Source organism: Archangium sp., from assembly GCF_036277355.1.
Classification (GTDB): Bacteria; Myxococcota; Myxococcia; order Myxococcales; family Myxococcaceae; genus Archangium.
The window spans coordinates 21,946-39,820 of record NZ_DASUNC010000200.1 but is presented as its reverse complement, the minus strand read 5'-3'; the positions used below and the strand labels follow the sequence as shown (position 1 = coordinate 39,820).

The 17,875-nt window shown below is 71.1% G+C and carries 16 protein-coding genes; 13 read left to right on the top strand and 3 right to left on the bottom strand.

Features of this window, described 5'->3' with window-relative positions; translation table 11 throughout:
• Positions 1-54 precede the first annotated feature (54 nt).
• The gene (locus tag VFZ09_RS49435) at positions 55-1,212 is read left to right on the top strand and encodes a hypothetical protein (protein WP_329734883.1); all 1,158 of its coding nucleotides are present in this window, start codon (positions 55-57) and stop codon (positions 1,210-1,212) included.
• Positions 1,213-1,316: 104 nt separating this feature from the next.
• On the top strand, positions 1,317-2,042 hold the full coding sequence (locus VFZ09_RS49430; protein WP_329734847.1) for an immunity 52 family protein: 726 nt from the start codon (positions 1,317-1,319) through the stop codon (positions 2,040-2,042).
• 164 nt (positions 2,043-2,206) lie between these two features.
• Here the strand turns inward: VFZ09_RS49430 and VFZ09_RS49425 are convergent, their stop codons facing one another.
• Positions 2,207-3,178: an L-threonylcarbamoyladenylate synthase gene (locus VFZ09_RS49425; RefSeq protein WP_329734846.1), complete on the bottom strand. Its 972-nt coding sequence runs from the start codon at positions 3,176-3,178 to the stop codon at positions 2,207-2,209.
• 35 nt (positions 3,179-3,213) lie between these two features.
• Here VFZ09_RS49425 and VFZ09_RS49420 point away from each other — a divergent pair, with 35 nt between their 5' ends.
• From VFZ09_RS49420 to VFZ09_RS49395, 6 genes are read left to right on the top strand one after another with little or no spacing between them, the layout of a single operon-like run.
• On the top strand, positions 3,214-4,623 hold the full coding sequence (locus VFZ09_RS49420; RefSeq protein ID WP_329734845.1) for a TIGR01777 family oxidoreductase: 1,410 nt from the start codon (positions 3,214-3,216) through the stop codon (positions 4,621-4,623).
• 14 nt (positions 4,624-4,637) lie between these two features.
• Positions 4,638-5,573 (top strand): ABC transporter ATP-binding protein, encoded by a 936-nt coding sequence (locus tag VFZ09_RS49415; RefSeq protein ID WP_329734844.1) that lies wholly within the window; start codon positions 4,638-4,640, stop codon positions 5,571-5,573.
• Positions 5,570-6,295, top strand: a complete 726-nt coding sequence (locus VFZ09_RS49410) for an ABC transporter permease (protein WP_329734843.1) — start codon at positions 5,570-5,572, stop codon at positions 6,293-6,295. The genes VFZ09_RS49415 and VFZ09_RS49410 overlap by 4 nt, the downstream gene beginning before the upstream one ends.
• Positions 6,292-8,094: a Gldg family protein gene (locus VFZ09_RS49405; protein ID WP_329734842.1), complete on the top strand. Its 1,803-nt coding sequence runs from the start codon at positions 6,292-6,294 to the stop codon at positions 8,092-8,094. Before VFZ09_RS49410 ends, VFZ09_RS49405 begins: the two co-directional genes overlap by 4 nt.
• The gene (locus VFZ09_RS49400) at positions 8,091-9,029 is read left to right on the top strand and encodes a hypothetical protein (RefSeq protein ID WP_329734841.1); all 939 of its coding nucleotides are present in this window, start codon (positions 8,091-8,093) and stop codon (positions 9,027-9,029) included. The genes VFZ09_RS49405 and VFZ09_RS49400 overlap by 4 nt, the downstream gene beginning before the upstream one ends.
• Before the next feature lie 53 nt (positions 9,030-9,082).
• Complete coding sequence (locus VFZ09_RS49395; RefSeq protein WP_329734840.1) at positions 9,083-9,463, top strand: hypothetical protein; 381 nt, start codon at positions 9,083-9,085, stop codon at positions 9,461-9,463.
• Between the two features lie 10 nt (positions 9,464-9,473).
• Here VFZ09_RS49395 and VFZ09_RS49390 read toward each other — a convergent pair whose 3' ends face one another.
• Together VFZ09_RS49390 and VFZ09_RS49385 are read right to left on the bottom strand one after the other, a co-directional pair.
• Positions 9,474-9,878, bottom strand: a complete 405-nt coding sequence (locus VFZ09_RS49390) for a response regulator (RefSeq protein WP_329734839.1) — start codon at positions 9,876-9,878, stop codon at positions 9,474-9,476.
• A complete protein-coding gene (locus VFZ09_RS49385) occupies positions 9,875-11,194 on the bottom strand; it encodes a HAMP domain-containing sensor histidine kinase (RefSeq protein WP_329734838.1) in 1,320 nt (439 codons plus the stop codon). The genes VFZ09_RS49390 and VFZ09_RS49385 overlap by 4 nt, the downstream gene beginning before the upstream one ends.
• Before the next feature lie 225 nt (positions 11,195-11,419).
• Here VFZ09_RS49385 and VFZ09_RS49380 point away from each other — a divergent pair, with 225 nt between their 5' ends.
• The 5 genes from VFZ09_RS49380 to VFZ09_RS49360 all read left to right on the top strand — a co-directional run bounded on the left by VFZ09_RS49380 (position 11,420) and on the right by VFZ09_RS49360 (position 17,864).
• Positions 11,420-12,928, top strand: a complete 1,509-nt coding sequence (locus tag VFZ09_RS49380; protein ID WP_329734837.1) for an FAD-dependent oxidoreductase — start codon at positions 11,420-11,422, stop codon at positions 12,926-12,928.
• Between the two features lie 30 nt (positions 12,929-12,958).
• On the top strand, positions 12,959-13,675 hold the full coding sequence (locus tag VFZ09_RS49375; RefSeq protein ID WP_329734836.1) for a TIGR02269 family lipoprotein: 717 nt from the start codon (positions 12,959-12,961) through the stop codon (positions 13,673-13,675).
• Entirely contained in the window at positions 13,644-14,402 is a 759-nt protein-coding gene (locus VFZ09_RS49370; protein WP_329734835.1) for a double-CXXCG motif protein, read from the top strand. The genes VFZ09_RS49375 and VFZ09_RS49370 overlap by 32 nt, the downstream gene beginning before the upstream one ends.
• Before the next feature lie 39 nt (positions 14,403-14,441).
• Positions 14,442-15,158 (top strand): DNA-3-methyladenine glycosylase, encoded by a 717-nt coding sequence (locus VFZ09_RS49365; RefSeq protein ID WP_329734834.1) that lies wholly within the window; start codon positions 14,442-14,444, stop codon positions 15,156-15,158.
• Positions 15,159-15,446: 288 nt separating this feature from the next.
• Entirely contained in the window at positions 15,447-17,864 is a 2,418-nt protein-coding gene (locus VFZ09_RS49360) for a DEAD/DEAH box helicase (RefSeq protein WP_329734833.1), read from the top strand.
• Positions 17,865-17,875 lie beyond the last annotated feature (11 nt).

Here is a 17,875-nt window from a genome sequence, read left to right as displayed (position 1 = left end):
CGCGCCGCCGCCCTGCTCCCCCCTTCACCCCCGCGCCGGGGACGGCCCGCCGGGGTGGATGAGGTCACCGCCGAGGCTGCCGTGCTGGCCGAGGACGTGCTGTGTTCCCCCGATCGCCTGGAGCGGATGTCCGACGGGATGGGGCTGCTGCGGGAGATGTTCCAACCGGACGGGCCGCTGGCGTCCCTGCGCTGGTCCTGGGACGAGCTCGTCCCGGTCATCGAGCGGCACATCCACCGGGTGACGGAGGAGGTGGAGGACATGGAGGAGCGCAGGGCGCTGCTGTTCGCCCGCTGTGCTCCGGAGCTGCTGGAGCCCGAGCGCGTGGAGCGCTTCGACCAGGGGTTTCGCCGGGCGTTGATGGCGCCGGGGCGGACGCTGGAGGAGCGGCGCGCCCTGGCCATGGCGGTGTTGGAGATGCACGGGGTTCCCCGCCATCCGCCGTATACCTATAAGCGGCACCACTCGATCGCGTGGTTGATGATGGACCAGGTCACCGAGTGGGCGCAGCGCCGCACGCGCGTGAACGCGGCCGTGGCCCAGGCCCACGGGGTGCGGCCCGGCGAACGGAAGGGGCCCTGGATGAGCCCGGCGTTCCTGCGGCATGCCCTGGAGCCCTCCGAGGAGCTGATGGCCACCTTGCAGGAGGTGGCGGACGCCGATCCGGAGTTCATGGAGCTGATGGAGAAGTACGAGGCGTCGCTGCTGCTGTCCATCCTCGACGGCCGGACGCCGGAGGTGCTGCATGGCGAGGAGTGGGTGTGGGTGACGGTGGTGTTGCGCGAGCCGCTGCGGGTGGGGCCGGAGGGGACGGCGCCCCCGGTGGATGTGGAGGCCCTGCTGGGCAGGCTCGACGAGGAGGTGAGGCAGTCGGTGCTGGCGCGGGTGGACGCGGCCAGCCGGGATCGCTCGTCGCCGCCGGAGGCGCAGCAGTGGTTCGAGTGGGCGTACAAGGTGCTGCTGATGCGTCCGCTGGCCTTCTTCGGGGCGTTCGCGAAGGCACGGGTGGCGCCCTTGCGCGAGCGCTTCGAGGGAGAGGCGGCGCTGGTGGATGACCTGCTGCGGCGTGAGCGGTGGCGCGCGGAGGACCTGGAGCCGTACCGGCTGAACCTGGCGGCGCGCGGAGCACACGGGGCCGAGCAGCGCGTGCGGCGGCTCCAGGGCCTGTTGCGCGGGGAGGCGCCCGCGCCGGGCTCGCGCATGCGGGTGTGAGCCACGGAGGGGGCGAGGGCCCTCCGCCGTCCGGGGCCGCGCGCCCGTGTCATGATGACGGAGGGGTGGTGGTATTCACTCCACCGCCCTGAGGCGAAGCACGCATGAGAGAGACCTACTACGCGGGCATCTATTGGGGGGGCCGCAAGGATTCCGCCGAGGAGTGTGCCCGGCGTGCGGAGGCGTTCTTCCGCCTGCTGTCCCAATGCGACCCCATCTACACCCGTTGGTTCGAGAAGGCCGACTCGCGCAAGAAGGCGCTCCAACTCCAGTTCGAGCCCACCGCGGACACCTTCCTGCGCTTCCTCAAGAGGAGGACGTACCAGGAGGGACGGGATGGCTTCATGCTCGGGTTCTGGACGGGGCACGAGCAGGGACACGGCGGCCAAGTCACCATGTGCTGTGGCTCCGCGGCCGAATTCGTTCCAAACAACTGCCTCCTCTACCTGCCGAAGGAAGAGCCGGAGAAGGAGCGCGTCCTCCAGGCGGACGTGCTCGCCGGGGTGCTGCGCGCCATGGTGCTGGCGTGGGACCCGGACTGGGGAGTCATCACCTCCGGTGCTTTCCGGGACAGCCTGTCGCCGAAAGGCAATGAAGAAACCTTCGTGGGCTGGTTGACCTACGTGTCCCGCCGCCGGGGGGAGCTACCGCCCCTGCCGGAGCCGGTGCGGGTGCAACCCGTGGAGGACCAGGGCACGCTCGTCCTGCTCACTCCCGAGCGCCTCACCGCCTCCAATCCCGAGCACCTCGCCCTGGGCCAGCGCGTCCAGGAGGTGCTGCGCGCGAAGGGCCTGCTGGAGCCGGTCGTTTCCAGACGGCCGGCCACCTGAGACGGCCTGTTGTCACCGCTCGAGGGCCGAGACGGGCGGGCATAGGCACTCAGGGGAAGGTCACGCCGCGCACGGTGAGGAGGCGCGCTCCGCCCGCCTCGCCCAGCTTCAAGAGGAAGTGTCCGGAGCCCCTGCTCGCTGACACTGGGCTCAATCGCTGCCCGTCAGCCCCCCGCGGGCCGGGGCGCGGCGGCTCGGGACAGGCGGTCCCTCACGGCGATGCCCAGGCCCTCGGCGCGCGGGAGGCACGCCACCAGCACGTCATGGCCCTGCTCGTCCGCCTCGCGCAGCCGCGTGTAGAGGGCGCGCGCCGCTCCGGCCGGGTCCTCCGGCACGTCGTAGCGGGGCACGCCCGGCGGCAGCGTGAGGCCCGGAGGCCCCAGCACCCCCACGTTGTGTCCCCGGGCGCGCAAGGACGTCACCCGGGCGCCCACGTCCGCGGGCTCGGAGAGCACCACCCCCGCCCGGGGCGCGTAGTGCGAGGCGAGGCTTCCCGAGACGCGCACCGTGGCCGACGTCCTCACCGGCACCTTGCGCCCCAGGACGCGCTCGAGCTCCTCCACCGCCAGGCCTCCGGGGCGCAGCACCGCCGGCTCCTTGCCGCTCAAATCAACGATGGTGGACTCCACCCCCACCGTGCACGGCCCCCCGTCGAGGATGAGGTCCACCTCGTCCCCCAGGTCCGCCCGCACGTGCTCCGCCGAGGTGGGGCTCACCCGGCCGAAGCGGTTGGCGCTCGGCGCGGCCACCCCTCCGCCCAGGGCGTCCAGCACGGCCAGGGCCACGGGGTGGTTGGGCACGCGCAGGGCCACCGTGTCCTGCCCTCCCGTCACCGCGTCCGTGGCTCGCGCGGTGCGCGGCAGCACGAGCGTCAGCGGCCCCGGCCAGAAGGACTCCGCGAGACGCCAGGCCTCCTCGGGGACGTGGCGGGCCCACGAGGGCAGCTCCGAGGCGCGGGCCACGTGGACGATGAGGGGATGGGTGGCGGGACGCCCCTTGATGGCGAAGACGCGGCGCACGGCCAGCTCGTCCTCGCAATTGGCCGCCAGTCCATACACCGTCTCCGTGGGGAGGGCGATGACGCCGCCGCGCCGGAGGGTTTCCACTGCCCGATTGAGGAGGTCCGAGGTAATCATGCCTGTCGGGCGCAATCTGGCGCCCGGAGGGGACCATGGGCAAGTCACAGGTGTTCGAGGCGCGCAGTCAGATGCCCGTTGGTGCCGCGGAGGTATTCGCCTGGCATGCCCGCGAGGGGGCATTCCAGCGCCTGACGCCCCCCTGGGAGCCGGTCGAGGTGGTGGAGCGCCAGGGAGACGGCATCCGCGAGGGCACGCGGGTGGTGCTGCGCATGAAGATGGGGCCGGTGTCCCTGCCGTGGGTGGCGAGGCACACCCGCTACATCCCCGGCTCGCTCTTCCAGGACGAGCAGGTGTCGGGGCCCTTCGCGAAATGGGTGCACACCCACCGCATGTGGGACGAGCCCGCGGGCAGCGGCGTGCTGGAGGACGACGTGGAGTACGCGCTGCCGGTGGGCGCGCTCGGGCGCATGGTGGGGGGCGGCTACACGCGGGGGCGGCTGGAGCGGATGTTCGCCTACCGCCACGCGGTGACGCGGGAGGACCTGCGGCGCCATGCGGCCTTCTCCGGACAGCCGCCGCTGACGGTGGCGGTGAGCGGCGGCTCGGGACTGGTGGGCAGCGCGCTGGTGCCCTTCCTCACGACGGGAGGCCACCGGGTGCGGCGGCTGGTGCGGGGCCGGCCCGAGGCGGGGGACATCGCCTGGGCGCCGGGCCAGGGCGAGATGGACATGGTGGCGCTGGAGGGGGTGGACGCGGTGGTGCACCTGGCCGGAGCGCCCATCGCCGAGGGGCGCTGGACGGAGGAGCGCAAGGCCCTCATCCGCCGCAGCCGCGTGGAGGGCACCCGGGTGCTGTGCGAGTCGCTCGCGCGGCTGGCGCGCCCGCCGAAGGTGCTGGTGAGCGCATCCGCCATGGGCTTCTACGGCGGCCGGGGCGAGGAGGTGCTCACCGAGTCCAGCCCGCCCGGGGAGGGGTTCCTCGCGGACGTGACGCGCGAGTGGGAGGCGGCCACGGCTCCGGCGGAGCAGGCCGGCATCCGCGTGGTGCACGTGCGCCTGGGCGTGGTGCTGAGCTCCCAGGGGGGCGCGCTGGCGAAGATGCTGCCCGCCTTCCAGGCCGGAGCCGGTGGCCGCATCGGCGATGGGCAGCAGTGGATGAGCTGGGTGTCGCTGGAGGACGTGCTGGGCCTCATCCACTTCGCCCTGTTCACCCCGGGCCTGCGCGGGCCCGTCAACGCGGTGGCGCCCCAGGCCGTGCGCCAGGAGGAGTTCGCCCGGACACTCGGGCACGTGCTCTCCCGGCCGGCGGTGATGCCGCTGCCCGCCGCCGCGGTGCGGGCCGCCTTCGGAGAGATGGGCGAGGAGACGCTCCTGCTCAGCTCCCACGTCCGCCCGGAGGTGGCCGAGCGCCAGGGCTTCACCTTCCTCCACCCCTCGCTGGAGCAGACCCTGCGCTTCACGCTCGGCAGGACGCGCGAGGGACCGCGCTTCCGCCACGGCTGACGGAGAACGCCGCGATGATCCACGTCGAGGGGCTGACCCGGTACTACGGCGGCCACGCGGCCATCCGCGGCCTCTCCTTCCACATCCAGCGGGGCGAGGTCATCGGTTTCCTGGGCCTCAACGGCGCGGGGAAGACGACCACCCTGAAGATTCTCGGGTGCGTGCTGCTGCCCACCTCGGGGCGGGCCGTCATCGAGGGGTACGACGTGGTGGACCACCCGCACGAGGTGCGCCAGCGCATCGGCTTCCTCCCGGACACGCCCCCGCTCTACGACGAGATGGGCGTGGGGGAGTTCCTCGCCTTCGTGGCGAGGCTGCGCGGCGTGCCCTCGCGCGAGGTGTCCGCCCGCGTCACCGAGGCCGAGGAGAAGACGGGCCTGCGCGACGTGGACGACGCGCCCATCTCCTCGTTGAGCCATGGCTACCGGCAGCGCGTGGGTGTGGCGCAGGCGCTCGTCCACCGGCCGGCGCTGCTGCTGCTCGACGAGCCGGGCAGCGGATTGGATCCCCGGCAGCTGGTGGAGATGCGCTCGCTCATCCAGGGGCTGCGCGGGGCGGAGCACACGGTGCTCGTCTCCAGCCACCTGCTGCCGGAGATCAGCCAGACGTGTGATCGGCTCCTGGTCATCAAGGACGGAGAGCTCGTGGCCCAGGGCACCGAGGAGGAACTGGGCCAGCGGCTGGGCAGTGGAGGCTTCATCGAGGTGGAGGTGCGGGGCGAGCGGGAGCGGGTGCTGGCGGCGCTCGCGGGCGTGGGGCCGGTGCGCGTGACGGGCGAGGCGGAGGGGGTGGTGACGCTCCGGGTGGAAGCCTCGGCGGACCTGCGGCCGGGCGTGGCGCGGGCGGTGGTGGGCGCGGGCCTGGAGTTGCTCCGGCTGGATCGGGGAACGGAGAAGCTCGAGTCGCTCTTCCTGCGGCTCACCCGCGGTGGGGACGAGGCCGCGCCATGATGAGGACACTGCTGATCGCGCGCCGGGAGCTCGCGGCCTGGCTGCGCACCTTCCAGGGCTACATCATCATCGCCATGGTGCTGGCGGTGGATGGCCTGCTCTTCAATGCCTTCGCGCTGGGCGGGGTGAGCAAGCGCTCCTCGGAGGTGCTCTCGCTCTTCTTCCTGTTCTCCAGCGGCACCACGATGGTGGCCTCGGTCTTCATCTCCATGCGGCTGCTGGCCGAGGAGCGGCAGGCGGGCACCCTGCTGCTGCTGTACTCCTCGCCGGTGAAGGACCAGGAGATCGTCCTGGGCAAGTTCCTCTCGGCCCTGGCCTTCCTGGCGCTGATGACGCTGGCCACGGTGTTCATGCCGCTGCTGGTGATGGTGCACGGCAAGCTGTCCCTGGGCCACATCGCCGCCGGCTACCTCGGGCTGTTGCTGCTGGGCAGTGCGTCCCTGGCCATCGGCACGTTCGGCTCGGCGCTGGCGCGCAACCAGGTGCTGGCCGCCGTGCTCTCCGGGTGCATGCTGGTGGCGCTGCTGACGTGCTGGCTGCTGGCGCGCATCACCGAGCAGCCGCTCTCGGACGTCTTCAGCGCGCTGGCGCTGTGGAATCAGCACTTCCAGCCCTTCCAGGCCGGTGTGGTGCACGTGCGCGACATCGTCTACTACCTGGCCGTCACCTACGTGGCCCTCTTCGCCGCCACGCGCGTCCTCGAGGCGCGGAGGTGGCGATGACTCTCCGGCCCAACCCCTGGGTGTCCGTCCTGTACGGCGTGGGCCTGCTGGCCGTGTTCCTCGGCGAGCGCGTGGTGGGCGCGGGCCCGGAGCGGCTCGTGTCGAGCGGGCTCGGCTCGGCGCTGGTGGGGCTCGCGGGGGTGTGGCGTGGGGTGAGAGTGGCGAGGGCCTCGGGCGAGTGGCGGGTGCTGGAGCGCTGGTTGCTCGGCCTCTTCTTGCTGGGTGGGCTCGGCCTGACGCTCTACTTCCTCCGGCCGGCGGAGAAGGGGGCCGTGGCGGTGGTGCTGGGGGCGCTCTTCCCGGCGCTGCTGACCACCACGCTGCTGCCGCTCGTGCTGGTGGAACTGGCGGCGGCGGCCATGGCGCGAGCACCGGTGCTGCAACTGGGACGGGTGCGTGCCGCGCTCTACTCGGGGCTGGGGCTGGCCTTCGCGCTCGTCTTCGCCTTCTCGGCCACCTACGTGGCCACTCGGGCGGATGTCTCGTGGGACCTGGCGTACTTCCGCACCGCCCGGCCGGGCGCCGCCACGCGCCTGCTGACGCGCCAACTCCCCGAGCCGGTGCGGGTGACGCTCTTCTTCCCACCGGCCAACGACGTGCGGCAGGCCCTGGAGCAGTACTTCCGGGAGCTGGCGCGGGAGTCCGGGTACCTCGAGGTGGAGGTGCTGGACCAGGCGGTGGCGCGGGCCCGGGCGAAGGAGCTGGGCGTGGGGGAGAACGGCACGGTGGTGTTCAGCCGGGGCGCTCGTCACGAGCGGCTGAAGGTGCCGCTGGAGCTGGAGCGGGCCCGGACGCAGCTGCAGCGCCTGGACGAGGACGTGTACCGGCGGCTGCGCGTGGTGTCGCGTCCCCGGCGGGTGCTGTACCTCACGGCGGGGCAGGGCGAGCGGGGCCTGCAACCACAGGCGGCCACGGCGCTGGAGAAGGCACGGCCCGGCCTGTCGCAGCTGGAGGAGTGGCTGCGCGTGCTGAACGTGGAGGTGCGCACGCTGGGCATGGCCGAGGGGCTGGGGACGGAGGTGCCTCGCGACGCATCGGTGGTGGCGGTGGTGGGGCCCGAGCGCGACTTCTCCCCGGAGGCGTTCGCCGCGCTGCGCCGGTACGTGGATCGTGGAGGCAGGTTGTGGCTCGCGCTGGAGCCGGACGGGCCCGGCCTCGAGCCGTTGCTGGAGCCGCTGGGCTTGAAGCTGCTGCGTGTGCCGCTCGCCAACGAGTCGCGCCACCTGCGCATGAGCCACCAGCTCAGCGACCGGGGCAACCTGGTGACGGCGAGCTTCTCCTCGCACGCCTCCGTCGCCACCCTGGCCTCGTTGGGCAGTGACGCGGCCATCGTCTTCGCTGGCGCGGCGGCGCTGGAGCCGGTGCCGCCCCTGCCCAAGGGGGTGACGCTCGATGTCTCGGTGCGGGCGCCCGCGGAGACGTTCCAGGACACGAATCACGACTTCACCCCGAACGAGGGAGAGCCACGAGGCGCCTGGCCCCTGGTGGTGGCGGTGCGGAAGGCGGGCGTCTCGGGCACCTCGCCCGCGCGCGTGGTGGTCATGGGGGACTCGGACGTGATGACCGATACGGGCCCCCGCTCCTACGGCAACCCCTACCTGTTGATGGACACGGTGCTCTGGCTGCTCGGCGAGGAGGAGCTGGCGGGCGTGCTGTCCAACGAGGAGGACGTGCCCCTGCAGCACACGCGCAAGCAGGACGTCGTGTGGTTCTACTCGGCCGTCTTCCTCGCGCCCGCGCTGGTGCTCGGGGCGGGCTTCCTCGTGACGCGGCGCCGGAGACGGAGGGGGGCGCGATGAAGGCGCGGGGCGTGGTGCTCCAGGGCGTGCTGGCGGCGGCGGGACTGGCCACGGCCTTCTTCGTCTGGCAGCGCGAGCCGGTGGGCGCTCCCGGTGAAGTAGTGGTGCTGGACGCGCCGAAGCGGGCGCTGGAGCGCGTGCGCTACGAGGACGCATCCGTCCAGGTGGAGCTGTTCCGTGAAGGCCCGGAGGATGGCTCGCTGTGGCTGCGGCTGGGGACGAAGCGGGAGCTGCGTGCCAACGAGACGGCGGAGCAGCTCTTCGCACGCTTCGCGCCACTGCGGGCCACACGGAGCCTGGGCGTGCTGGACGCGGAGAAGCTGGCCGAGGTGGGGTTGAAGGACAGCCCTCGGAAGCTGGCGGTGAAGCTGACCAGCGGGGAGCACCGCTTCACCCTGGCGGCCCCGTCGATCGGCTGGGGAAGCCCGTACTTGCGGCGCGAGACGGATGGGCACGTCTTCCTCCTCCCGCCCTCGTTGCTGCCCGACCTGGAGAACGCCGCCCACCGGCTGGTGGATCGGACGCTGCACACCTTCGGGGCCAGCGACTACGACACCCTCACCGTCACCGCTGGGAGCACCTCGCGCACCTTCCTCGTTCGCGCCCGGGCACAGCGGCCAGCGGAGCTCCTGCCCCGGGGAGCGCCGGACACGCCGGACGAGACGGCCCGCAAGTGGCACGAGCGCGTGTGGCTGCTCGCGCCAGCGCAGGCGGACTTCCTCGGGCGCGGAGAGGTGCCTCCCGGGGGCGAGCCTCGGGAGGCCTTCCGCGTGGAGTACCTGCGAGGAGAGCAGCGCATCGGCCAGCTCACCGTGGGACGCGGTGCGGGCGGTGAATTCTACGCCCGCACCGAGTACACCGCCGGCTGGGCGAAGCTGCCCCCGTGGGCGGACTCCCTCGTCCTGGACGCGGAGAAGGTGGCCGCGGGGCGCTGACCCCTCTACCGCCCCGGGCGCGTAGACTGGCCCGCATGAGAGCTCTCGCGGGCATGTTCCTTCTCCTGGGGCTGACAGGCTGTGGATGGATCCGGACTCCCCGGGCCGAGGCCGAGGCCCTGCTCCACTTCACGCTGCCTCTGGGCGCCTCGGACATCCAGGTGGAGGACCAGGCGGCGGACATCCTGATGACGCACAAGCTCGTGAGCTTCACCCTCCCGGCTTCCGAACTGGCGGCGGTGGTGTCCCGGTTGCCGTGCGCGCCCTCGGCCACGGGGTGGCTGGGACACCTCTCGACCCTCGACCCGGTCGGCCCGGGCGAGCAGGTGTGCCAGATGGGCAGGTTCAACGATTTCGAGGCGGTGAAGCTCTCTCCGCGCAACGGGGCTCGCGTCCAGGTCGTCTTCGAGAAGTACGTGGACGTCGACTTCTGAGCGAGGCCGGCTACGCGGCGGGAGCCACGGCGGCCAGCACGCGCTGCACCTCGCGCACCAGCGCGTCCGGCAGGCAGGGCTTGGTGACGTAGGCATCGCAGCCCGCGTCCTGGGCCTCGCGCGAGTGCCCGTCCAACGCATGGCCGGTGAGGGCCACCACGGGGATGGAGCGCGTGCGGGCGTCGGCCTTGAGGCGGCGCGTGGCCTCCCACCCATCCAGCACCGGCAGGGACAGGTCCATGAGGATGACGTCCGGGTGCATCGCGAAGGCCTTCTCCACGGCCTCCAGCCCATTGCGCGCCTCGGCCACGCGGTAGCCGGAGTACTCGAGGTACTCCGCGTACATCTCACGGGCATCCTGGTAGTCATCGACGATCAGGACGAGGGGCGCGGTGTCGTTGCGAGGGCTGTTCATGTCCGCCTCGTGCGTCGGGGAAGGTGCAGCGTGAACGTCGAGCCCTGGGCCACGGCGCTCTTGAGCGAGATGCGTCCGTCGAGCATGGCCGCCAGCCGGCGGCAGATGGAGAGTCCCAGGCCCGTGCCGCCATAGGCCCGCGTGGGCGAGCTGTCCACCTGCTGGAAGTCCTCCCAGATCTTCTCCTGGTGGATGGGATCGATCCCGATGCCCGTGTCCTCCACGGCGATGTGCAGCGTGGCGGTGGCCACCTCGTACGAGGCCAGCACCTTCACCGAGCCCTCGTGGGTGAACTTCAGGGCGTTGGACAGGAGGTTGACGACGATCTGCTTCACCTTCTGACGATCGCTGTACACCGGGGGCAGGTGGGGATCCAACGCCGCGCTCACCGCCAGCTTGGAGCGCACGATGATCGGATCCAACTCGGCCATGACCTCCTGGATGAGCTCGGGCAGGCGGAACTCGGACAGGTGCAGCGGCATCCGGCCGGCCTCGATGCGGGTGATGTCGAGGATCTCGTTGATGATCTCCAACAGGTGGCGGCCGTTGGAGTCGATGCGGGTGAGGCTGCGGCGCTGGGGCGGGGCGAGCTCGCCGTTGACGCCCTGCAGCAGCATGTTGGTGTAGCCGAGGATGGCGTTGAGCGGCGTGCGCAGCTCATGGGACATGTTGGCGAGGAACTGCGACTTGGCGGCACTCGCCTGCTCGAGCTGGATGGCCTGGCGGCGCAGCAGCTCGTTCTGCGTGGCCAGCTCCTCGGTGGCGGCGTTCACCCGGGCGGCGAGCTCGGAGGAGGCCTCCTCGAGCCGCGCGAGCTGGCGGCCCTTGTACAGGCGCGTGAGGTGGACGCCCAGGTGGCCGGCGAGCCACGGCGCGTGGGGGGAGAGCACGGGCTCGGGCGCGGCCACCAGCAGCAGCCCGGGCGCGGGCGTGCCCGCGATGGAACGGCCGAGCGACAGGGTGAAGAGGCCCTGGCTCGACAGCGGCAGCTCCGGCGGCAGCTGGCCGGGATGGAACCAGCGGGGCTCGCTCCACTGGAGCGCTTCCACCAGCGGGTGCTTCGCGTCATGCAGGGCGAGCGAGAAGCCCTCGGGCGCGGGCAGGCCGTGCCAGGCGATGGGCACCAGACAGTGCGAGTCCGACTCGTCGGGCGCGAGGCACAGCACCTGGTTCAGCCGCGCGTGGTGGACGAGCCACGCGACCGCGGCCTCGGCGCAGATCCTGGCATCCTCGCAGCTGAGCAGCAGCTCGGCGAAGGCGAGTCGCGCCTCGGGGCCGGGCGCGGACGGCGACGGCAGGGCGGCGGTAGAGGGCAAGACGCGGCGCTCCGGTGTCCTCGGGAAACGGGTCGAAGAAGTTTCTAGTCAGTAGAGCAGAGGATCCCCACAGGTGTGAGTCTGCTGCCCCCAATGGCCAACACCCTCCGGACCCGGGTGTTGGTTCTTGCACATCCCGAGGCTCCAGTGGAGGACAGGCAGGCAGGCGGGGACGCCCGGCTGCTCGCCCTACCGGCCCCCGGGCTCATCCCTAGCCTTGGAAGCATGGTGGAAGAGCGCACGCACAAGTCATTGTGGACGGTGTCGGCCCCGGCGCGGCGCTACCCGTCGCTGCAGGGAGACCTCGAGGTGGACGTGGTGGTGATTGGCGGAGGCATCGCCGGGCTCACCACGGCGTACCTGCTCAAGCAGGAGGGCAAGAAGGTGGCGGTGGTGGAGATGCACCGGCTGCTGACGGGGCAGACGGGGCAGACGACGGCCCACCTCACCGAGCTGCTGGACACGCCCTACGCCACGCTGGCCTCGGACTTCGGGGAGAAGGGCGCGCGGATGGCGGCGGCGTCCACCCGGGCGGCCATCGAGCAGATCGCCGGGCTGGTGGAGCGGCTGCGCATCTCCTGTGGCTTCCAGCGGCTGCCCGGCTACCGCTACGCGGAGACGGAGCGGGAGGCGCGCGAGCTGGAGCGCGAGGCGGCGGCGGCGCGGCAGGCGGGGTTGATGTGCGCGCTGACGGAGGAGGTGCCGCTGCCGTTCCCGGTGAAGCTGGCGCTGCGCGTGGAGGACCAGGCGCAGTTCCACCCGCGCGAGTACCTGCTGGCGCTCGCCGAGGGGATCCAGGGGGACGGCAGCTACGTCTTCGAGGAGACGCGGGTGACGGAGCTGTACGAGGGCGTGCCGTGCCGGGTGCACACCCCGCGAGGCGTCCTCACCTGCCGGGACGTGGTGGAGGCGACGACGACGCCGCTCAACCGCGTCTTCCTGCACACGAAGCTGTACGCGTACCGGACGTACGCGGTGGCGGGGCGGCTCGAGGGTCCGCTGGAGACGGGGCTCTATTACGACAGCCGGGATCCGTATCACTACATCCGGACCCACCGGGTGGAGGGCGTGGACTACGTCATCGTCGGAGGCGAGGACCACAAGGTGGGCTCGGAGGAGGACACGGACCGCCACTACGAGGCGCTGGAGGACTACACGCGGCGGCACTTCCCGGTGACACGGCTCGAGTACCGCTGGTCGGGCCAGGTCATCGAGCCGGCGGACGGGCTGGCGTACATCGGGCGCAACAGCAACTCGAGGCACGTCTGGGTGGCCACGGGCTTCTCGGGCACGGGCATGACGTTCGGGACGCTGTCGGGGATGATTTTGACGGACCTGATTCTGGGGAGGCAGAACCCGTACGCGGCGCTGTACGACGCCACGCGGGTGAAGCCGAAGGCGGGGGCGAAGGACTTCATCCAGGAGAACGCGGAGGTGGCCTTCCGCTTCGTGGCGGACCGGTTGGCGAAGCCGGAAGCGCACGACCTGTCCGAGGTGCCGCCGGGAGAGGGCCGCATCATGGAGGTGGACGGGAAGAAGGTGGCCGTGTTCCGCGAGGAGAGCGGGGCGGTGCACGCGGTGAGCCCGGTGTGCACGCACGTGGGGTGCTACGTGCACTGGAACAAGGGCGAGCGCTCGTGGGATTGCCCCTGCCATGGGTCCCGCTTCAGCCCGACGGGCGAGGTGCTCAACGGCCCGGCGGTGAAGCCGCTGCCGTCGAAGAAGATCCGCTGAGCAGGGGCCGCGGCCCGTAACCTGGGCCGCATGAACTCCTTGGTTTTCAGGACGGGCCTCGCGCTCCTTGGGCTGCTGCTGAGCGCCTGTGTCAGTTCGGCGCCCGCCGTGCGCGAGGACGTCGAGGCGCCCGAGGTCGTCTCCTCTTCATGGGATGAGGCCCGCGCGGACCCGACGTGCGTGGTGCCGCTGTGCGGTGAGGCACGCTGTGCCATCTGGCGCTGCCAGGACGTAGCGGAGGGGGAGGACTCCCCCGTGCTCCTGGCGCAGGTGGTGGGGCCGCAGACCGGGACGGGGCTTCCCATGCCCCTGGGGCCGGGTCCCAGCGCGAGCCGCTGGTGGGGACACCCGCTGGCCGAGCCCCACTCCGCTGCTCCTGTCTTCGAAATCCCGTGGCACAACTGGAAGACCCGGGAGTTGAGCAAGCGCAGGCTCTACTTGAGCCAGTGCTTCATCGCACGGGAGCCCTTCGAGAAGCACCACATCTTTCCTCAGCAGCCAATACTGGCCAGGTGGTTCAAGCGCGAGGGCATCGACATCCATGCCTTCACCATCCGCCTGCCCAAAAGCTTTCATAGATGGCTGCACAGTGGTGGGACCCAGGGCGGGCAATGGAATGAAGCGTGGCGGCAGTTCATGCGCGAGAACCGTACGATCGCCAAAGCTGAGGACATGTGGCGTTTCGCGGGTGAACTCATGATGCGGTTTGGCGTGAATGGGCCATTCGTGCCCTACTATTGCGGTTGATATGGCGAGCACACGCATGCAGTACTTCGTCATCGAGGAAGACAGGTCCGCGGGTTACACGGGCTTTGTTGATGCCACGAACAAGTGGGGGCTACCGGGGGTCCACTGCCCAGCCTGTGACGCCACCTGGGGGGGAGGGTTCTCGTATCCTTGCGTGGACCTTACTCCGGTGGCCGCCCTGGCTGATTTCGAGGAGCCCCGGCCCGAGCCCATCGAGGAGTATGAACGGTTGTGTGAGCTGGTGCGTCCCCTGCTGCCTCCTGGTGCGCTTTTGCAACCCGGGACGGACTTTGGCCCATCCATCGGTAAGGCGCAGGGCCGCTTCGGGCAGTTCGTCATGAACTACTCCTGGATACTGATGGTGCAGCGCGAGGCGCTGGAGAAACTCCAGGCCGAGGAACTCCGAGGGCTCAAGGGCTGCCGTGCCGAGCTGCGCTTCCGCCAGCGCAACTCACCCGAGTTGTTCGAGCTGGAAATCCTCCCCAAGGGCCGCCTGCACCGGGATTGTCTGCCTCCCGAGTACCAACCGCCCTGTTCGCGCTGTGGCCGGGGTTCCGTTCCGCTGCCCGATGACCTCCTGCTGGACGCCAAGACCCTGCCGAATGACACGGATCTGTTCCGGCTGGAGGATTTCCCCCAGGTGATCGTCTGCACGAAACGGTTCGTCGATGCCAGCAAGCGCCTGCGCTTGGACGGAGTGGTCTTCCAGCGGCTGCCAATGAAGTAGGGGGTGCGGCAGGGCTCACGCCGGTGGCACGATGGGTCCATGCCCGCCGCGACCGCTCGTGCCGTTCCCGCCACTGACGCCCTTCCATCCGCCGACAGCCTCCTGCCCGAGGGCTTCACGCCCGCCGCGCGAAGGATGCTGGTGAAGGCGGACCCGACGCTCGGCGCGCTGATGAAGCAGGTGGGGCCCTTCCGCATGAAGGTGAATTCGATTCAAAGCCCCTTCCTGGCGCTGGCGGAGTCCATCGTCTACCAGCAGCTCACGGGGAAGGCGGCGGCCACCATCTTCGGGCGCGTCTGCGAGCGCGTGGGCAAGGGGCGGCGCTTCACGCCGGACGCGGTGCTCGCCCATCCCGTGGAGGGCCTGCGCGAGGCGGGGCTGTCCGGAGCCAAGACGGCGGCACTCCGCGACCTGGCGGCGAAGACGCTGGAGGGCGAAGTCCCCACGCTGGCCCGGGCGAAGAGCATGAGTGACGCCGAACTGGTGGAGCACCTCACGAAGGTGCGTGGCATCGGGCAGTGGACGGTGGAGATGCTGCTCATGTTCCGGCTGGGCCGGCCGGACGTGCTGCCGGTGGACGACTACGGCGTCCGCAAGGGCTTCATGCGCACCTACGGTCTCGAGGAGCTGCCGCGCCCGAAGGAGTTGCTGGCCTACGGGGAGCGCTGGCGTCCGTGGCGCTCGGTGGCGAGCTGGTACATGTGGCGCGCGTTGGAGCTGGACAAGCCGGTGGGCTCAGGAGGAGGGAGGGGCTGAGGGCCCCAGGCCCGTGCCAGCAACGCACGCACCTCCGCGTCCGGCGAGCACGGTGACGTCCTCGCGTCCGGCGAGGTGCGGAAGCAACCGGGCCAGCCTCTCCCCGGCCTCGGTCCGGTGGCGGAAGGGGGCGTTCATCTGCGCACAACGTGCGGTGCGCTCCCAGGTGCCGCAACGTGGAGCTACAGCGCGCGAGTCCGTGTCACGACGCTCGCCGGGACGCTCTCCAGGAGGGAATGCGCGCGCGCGTTGCCTCGCCGGGTGCACGTCTGTACAGTGCCCGGCCCCATGAAGCGAGAGAAGGATGAAGGCGCTTTCACCGGTTCCCGGCGCAAGCCCTGGACGGGTCCCCGCGGTCTGGACGCCGTGCTCAACGGCTGGCGCGACGACAGACAGCTCTCGCCCAACTTCGTCCTCGACGAAGTGACGCCGGCCCGGGTGGGCTCCTACGCGCCCATCCCCGCCGAGGTGGCGCCCCAGGTGCGCGAGGCCCTCCAGCGCCGAGGCATCGAGCAGCTCTTCTCCCACCAGGCCGAGGCCTACCAACTGGCGCGCTCCGGGCGCAGCCTGGTGATCGCCACGCCCACGGCCTCGGGCAAGAGCCTCTGCTACAACCTGCCGCTGCTGGACCGTTTCGCGCGGGAGCCGGGGGCGCGCGCCCTCTACCTCTTCCCCACCAAGGCGCTCTCCCGGGACCAGGAGGAGTCGCTGCGCGTGTTCATGCGCGAGGCGGGCCTGGAGCACGGCGCCATCACCTTCGACGGGGACACGCCGGGGGACGCGCGCCGGGCGGCCCGTGAGCGCAGCGGCGTGGTGCTCACCAACCCGGACATGCTGCACACCGGCATCCTCCCGCACCACGCCAACTGGGCGCGGCTCTTCTCCAACCTGCGCTACGTCGTCATCGACGAGCTGCACACGTACCGGGGCGTCTTCGGCTCGCACCTGGCCAACGTGCTGCGCCGGCTGCAGCGCGTGGCGGCCTTCCACGGCTCGTCGCCGGTGTTCGTGCTGGCCTCGGCCACCATCGGCAACCCGAAGGCCCACGCCGAGCGGATGCTGGGCCGCGAGGTGGCGCTCGTCTCCGAGAGTGGCGCGCCCGCTGGCGAGCGCCGCGTCATGGTCTACAACCCGCCGGTGGTGAACGCGGAGCTCGGCATCCGCGCCAGCTACCTCAAGAGCGCGGTGCGGCTGGTGTCGGACCTGGTGCGCGCCGAGGTGTCCACGCTGCTCTTCGGCCAGTCGCGCAACAACATCGAGGTGATGCTCAAGTACCTCCGCGACCAGTTCATCGCGGACAAGATGGACCCCAACCTCATCCAGGGCTACCGCGGTGGCTACCTGCCGGGCACGCGCCGGGCCACCGAGGCCGCCATGCGCGCCGGGGAGGTGCGCTGCGTGGTGGCCACCAACGCGCTGGAGCTGGGCATCGACATCGGCTCGCTGGACGCGGTGGTGTGCGCGGGCTACCCGGGCTCGGTGGCGGCGCTGATGCAGCGCTTCGGCCGCGCGGGCCGCCGGGGCGCGGGCAGCCTCGCGCTCCTCGTCACCTCCAGCGCGCCGTTGGATCAATACCTCGCGGGGGATCCCCGCTCGCTCACCGGTGCTCCGGTGGAGCACGCGCGCATCGATCCGGACAACGTGGAGATCCTCGTCCAGCACCTCAAGTGCGCCGCCTTCGAGCTGCCCTTCGAGGAGGGAGACACCTTCGGGGACGTGCCGGCCGAGTCCACGGCGGACGCGCTGGGGTACCTCGCGCAGCACGAGGTGGTGCACCCCACGCCGGGCGCCGAGGGCAAGCGGATGTTCCACTGGTCCGCGGATGCGTACCCGGCCAACCACGTGTCGTTGCGCAGCGTGGGCTGGGACAACGTGGTCATCATCGAGCTGGGCACGGATCGGACGCTGGCGGAGATGGACTTCCGCTCGGCGCACACGATGCTGCACGAGCAGGCCATCTACCAGCACGAGGCCGAGCAGTACCAGGTCGAGCGCTTCGACTACGAGAACCACAAGGCCTACGTGCGCAAGGTGGCGCCGGACTACTTCACGGACGCGATGACGTACGTGCGCGTCAACGTCATCCAGGAGGACCAGGGCGCGGCGATGGGCCCCTCGCTCCAGGCGGGCATGGGCGAGGTGAGCGTCATCGAGAAGGTGGTGGGGTACAAGAAGATCAAGTACCACACGCACGAGAACGTCGGTTACGGCGACGTGAACCTGCCCGAGATGCAGATGCACACCACGTCGCTCTGGCTCACCGTGCCGGAGACCGTGGTGCGCTCGCTGGGCGCGCCGAGGCCCGCCGTCATCGACGCGCTCCGGGGCATCGCCAGCGCGCTGCGGACGGTGGCCTGCGTGGGGTTGATGATCGACCCGAGGGATCTGGGCAAGACGCTCGGGAGCAAGGACGACGCGGACGGTCCGCCGCGCAAGGACGGCGGCGTGGGTTTCGACCCGACCATCTTCCTCTACGACAACATCCCCGGCGGAGTGGGGCTGGCCGCGCGCCTGTTCGACCAGCGCGACGAGCTGTTGCGGCGCGCCCGGCGGTTGCTCGAGTCGTGCGGCTGCGAGGACGGGTGCCCCGCGTGCATCGGTCCGGCCGCGGGCGCCATGCCCGGGAGCGCGCCGGTGGATGCCCACCCGCGCAAGCGGCTCGGTCTGGACATCCTCTCGGCCCTTGGCGTCGTGGCCCTGCAGTAGGCGAGGTGCGC

Bases quoted from the DNA above. Each gene is read 5' to 3' on its own strand.
- VFZ09_RS49395 (WP_329734840.1), top strand. From the start codon at position 9,083: ATGTTCCTTCTCCTGGGGCTGACAGGCTGTGGATGGATCCGGACTCCC.
- VFZ09_RS49430 (WP_329734847.1), top strand. From the start codon at position 1,317: ATGAGAGAGACCTACTACGCGGGCATCTATTGGGGGGGCCGCAAGGAT.
- VFZ09_RS49405 (WP_329734842.1), top strand. From the start codon at position 6,292: ATGACTCTCCGGCCCAACCCCTGGGTGTCCGTCCTGTACGGCGTGGGC.
- VFZ09_RS49375 (WP_329734836.1), top strand. From the start codon at position 12,959: ATGAACTCCTTGGTTTTCAGGACGGGCCTCGCGCTCCTTGGGCTGCTG.
- VFZ09_RS49410 (WP_329734843.1), top strand. From the start codon at position 5,570: ATGATGAGGACACTGCTGATCGCGCGCCGGGAGCTCGCGGCCTGGCTG.
- VFZ09_RS49370 (WP_329734835.1), top strand. From the start codon at position 13,644: ATGGGCCATTCGTGCCCTACTATTGCGGTTGATATGGCGAGCACACGC.
- VFZ09_RS49400 (WP_329734841.1), top strand. From the start codon at position 8,091: ATGAAGGCGCGGGGCGTGGTGCTCCAGGGCGTGCTGGCGGCGGCGGGA.
- VFZ09_RS49415 (WP_329734844.1), top strand. From the start codon at position 4,638: ATGATCCACGTCGAGGGGCTGACCCGGTACTACGGCGGCCACGCGGCC.
- VFZ09_RS49425 (WP_329734846.1), bottom strand. From the start codon at position 3,178: ATGATTACCTCGGACCTCCTCAATCGGGCAGTGGAAACCCTCCGGCGC.
- VFZ09_RS49360 (WP_329734833.1), top strand. From the start codon at position 15,447: ATGAAGCGAGAGAAGGATGAAGGCGCTTTCACCGGTTCCCGGCGCAAG.
- VFZ09_RS49390 (WP_329734839.1), bottom strand. From the start codon at position 9,878: ATGAACAGCCCTCGCAACGACACCGCGCCCCTCGTCCTGATCGTCGAT.
- VFZ09_RS49365 (WP_329734834.1), top strand. From the start codon at position 14,442: ATGCCCGCCGCGACCGCTCGTGCCGTTCCCGCCACTGACGCCCTTCCA.
- VFZ09_RS49380 (WP_329734837.1), top strand. From the start codon at position 11,420: ATGGTGGAAGAGCGCACGCACAAGTCATTGTGGACGGTGTCGGCCCCG.
- VFZ09_RS49420 (WP_329734845.1), top strand. From the start codon at position 3,214: ATGGGCAAGTCACAGGTGTTCGAGGCGCGCAGTCAGATGCCCGTTGGT.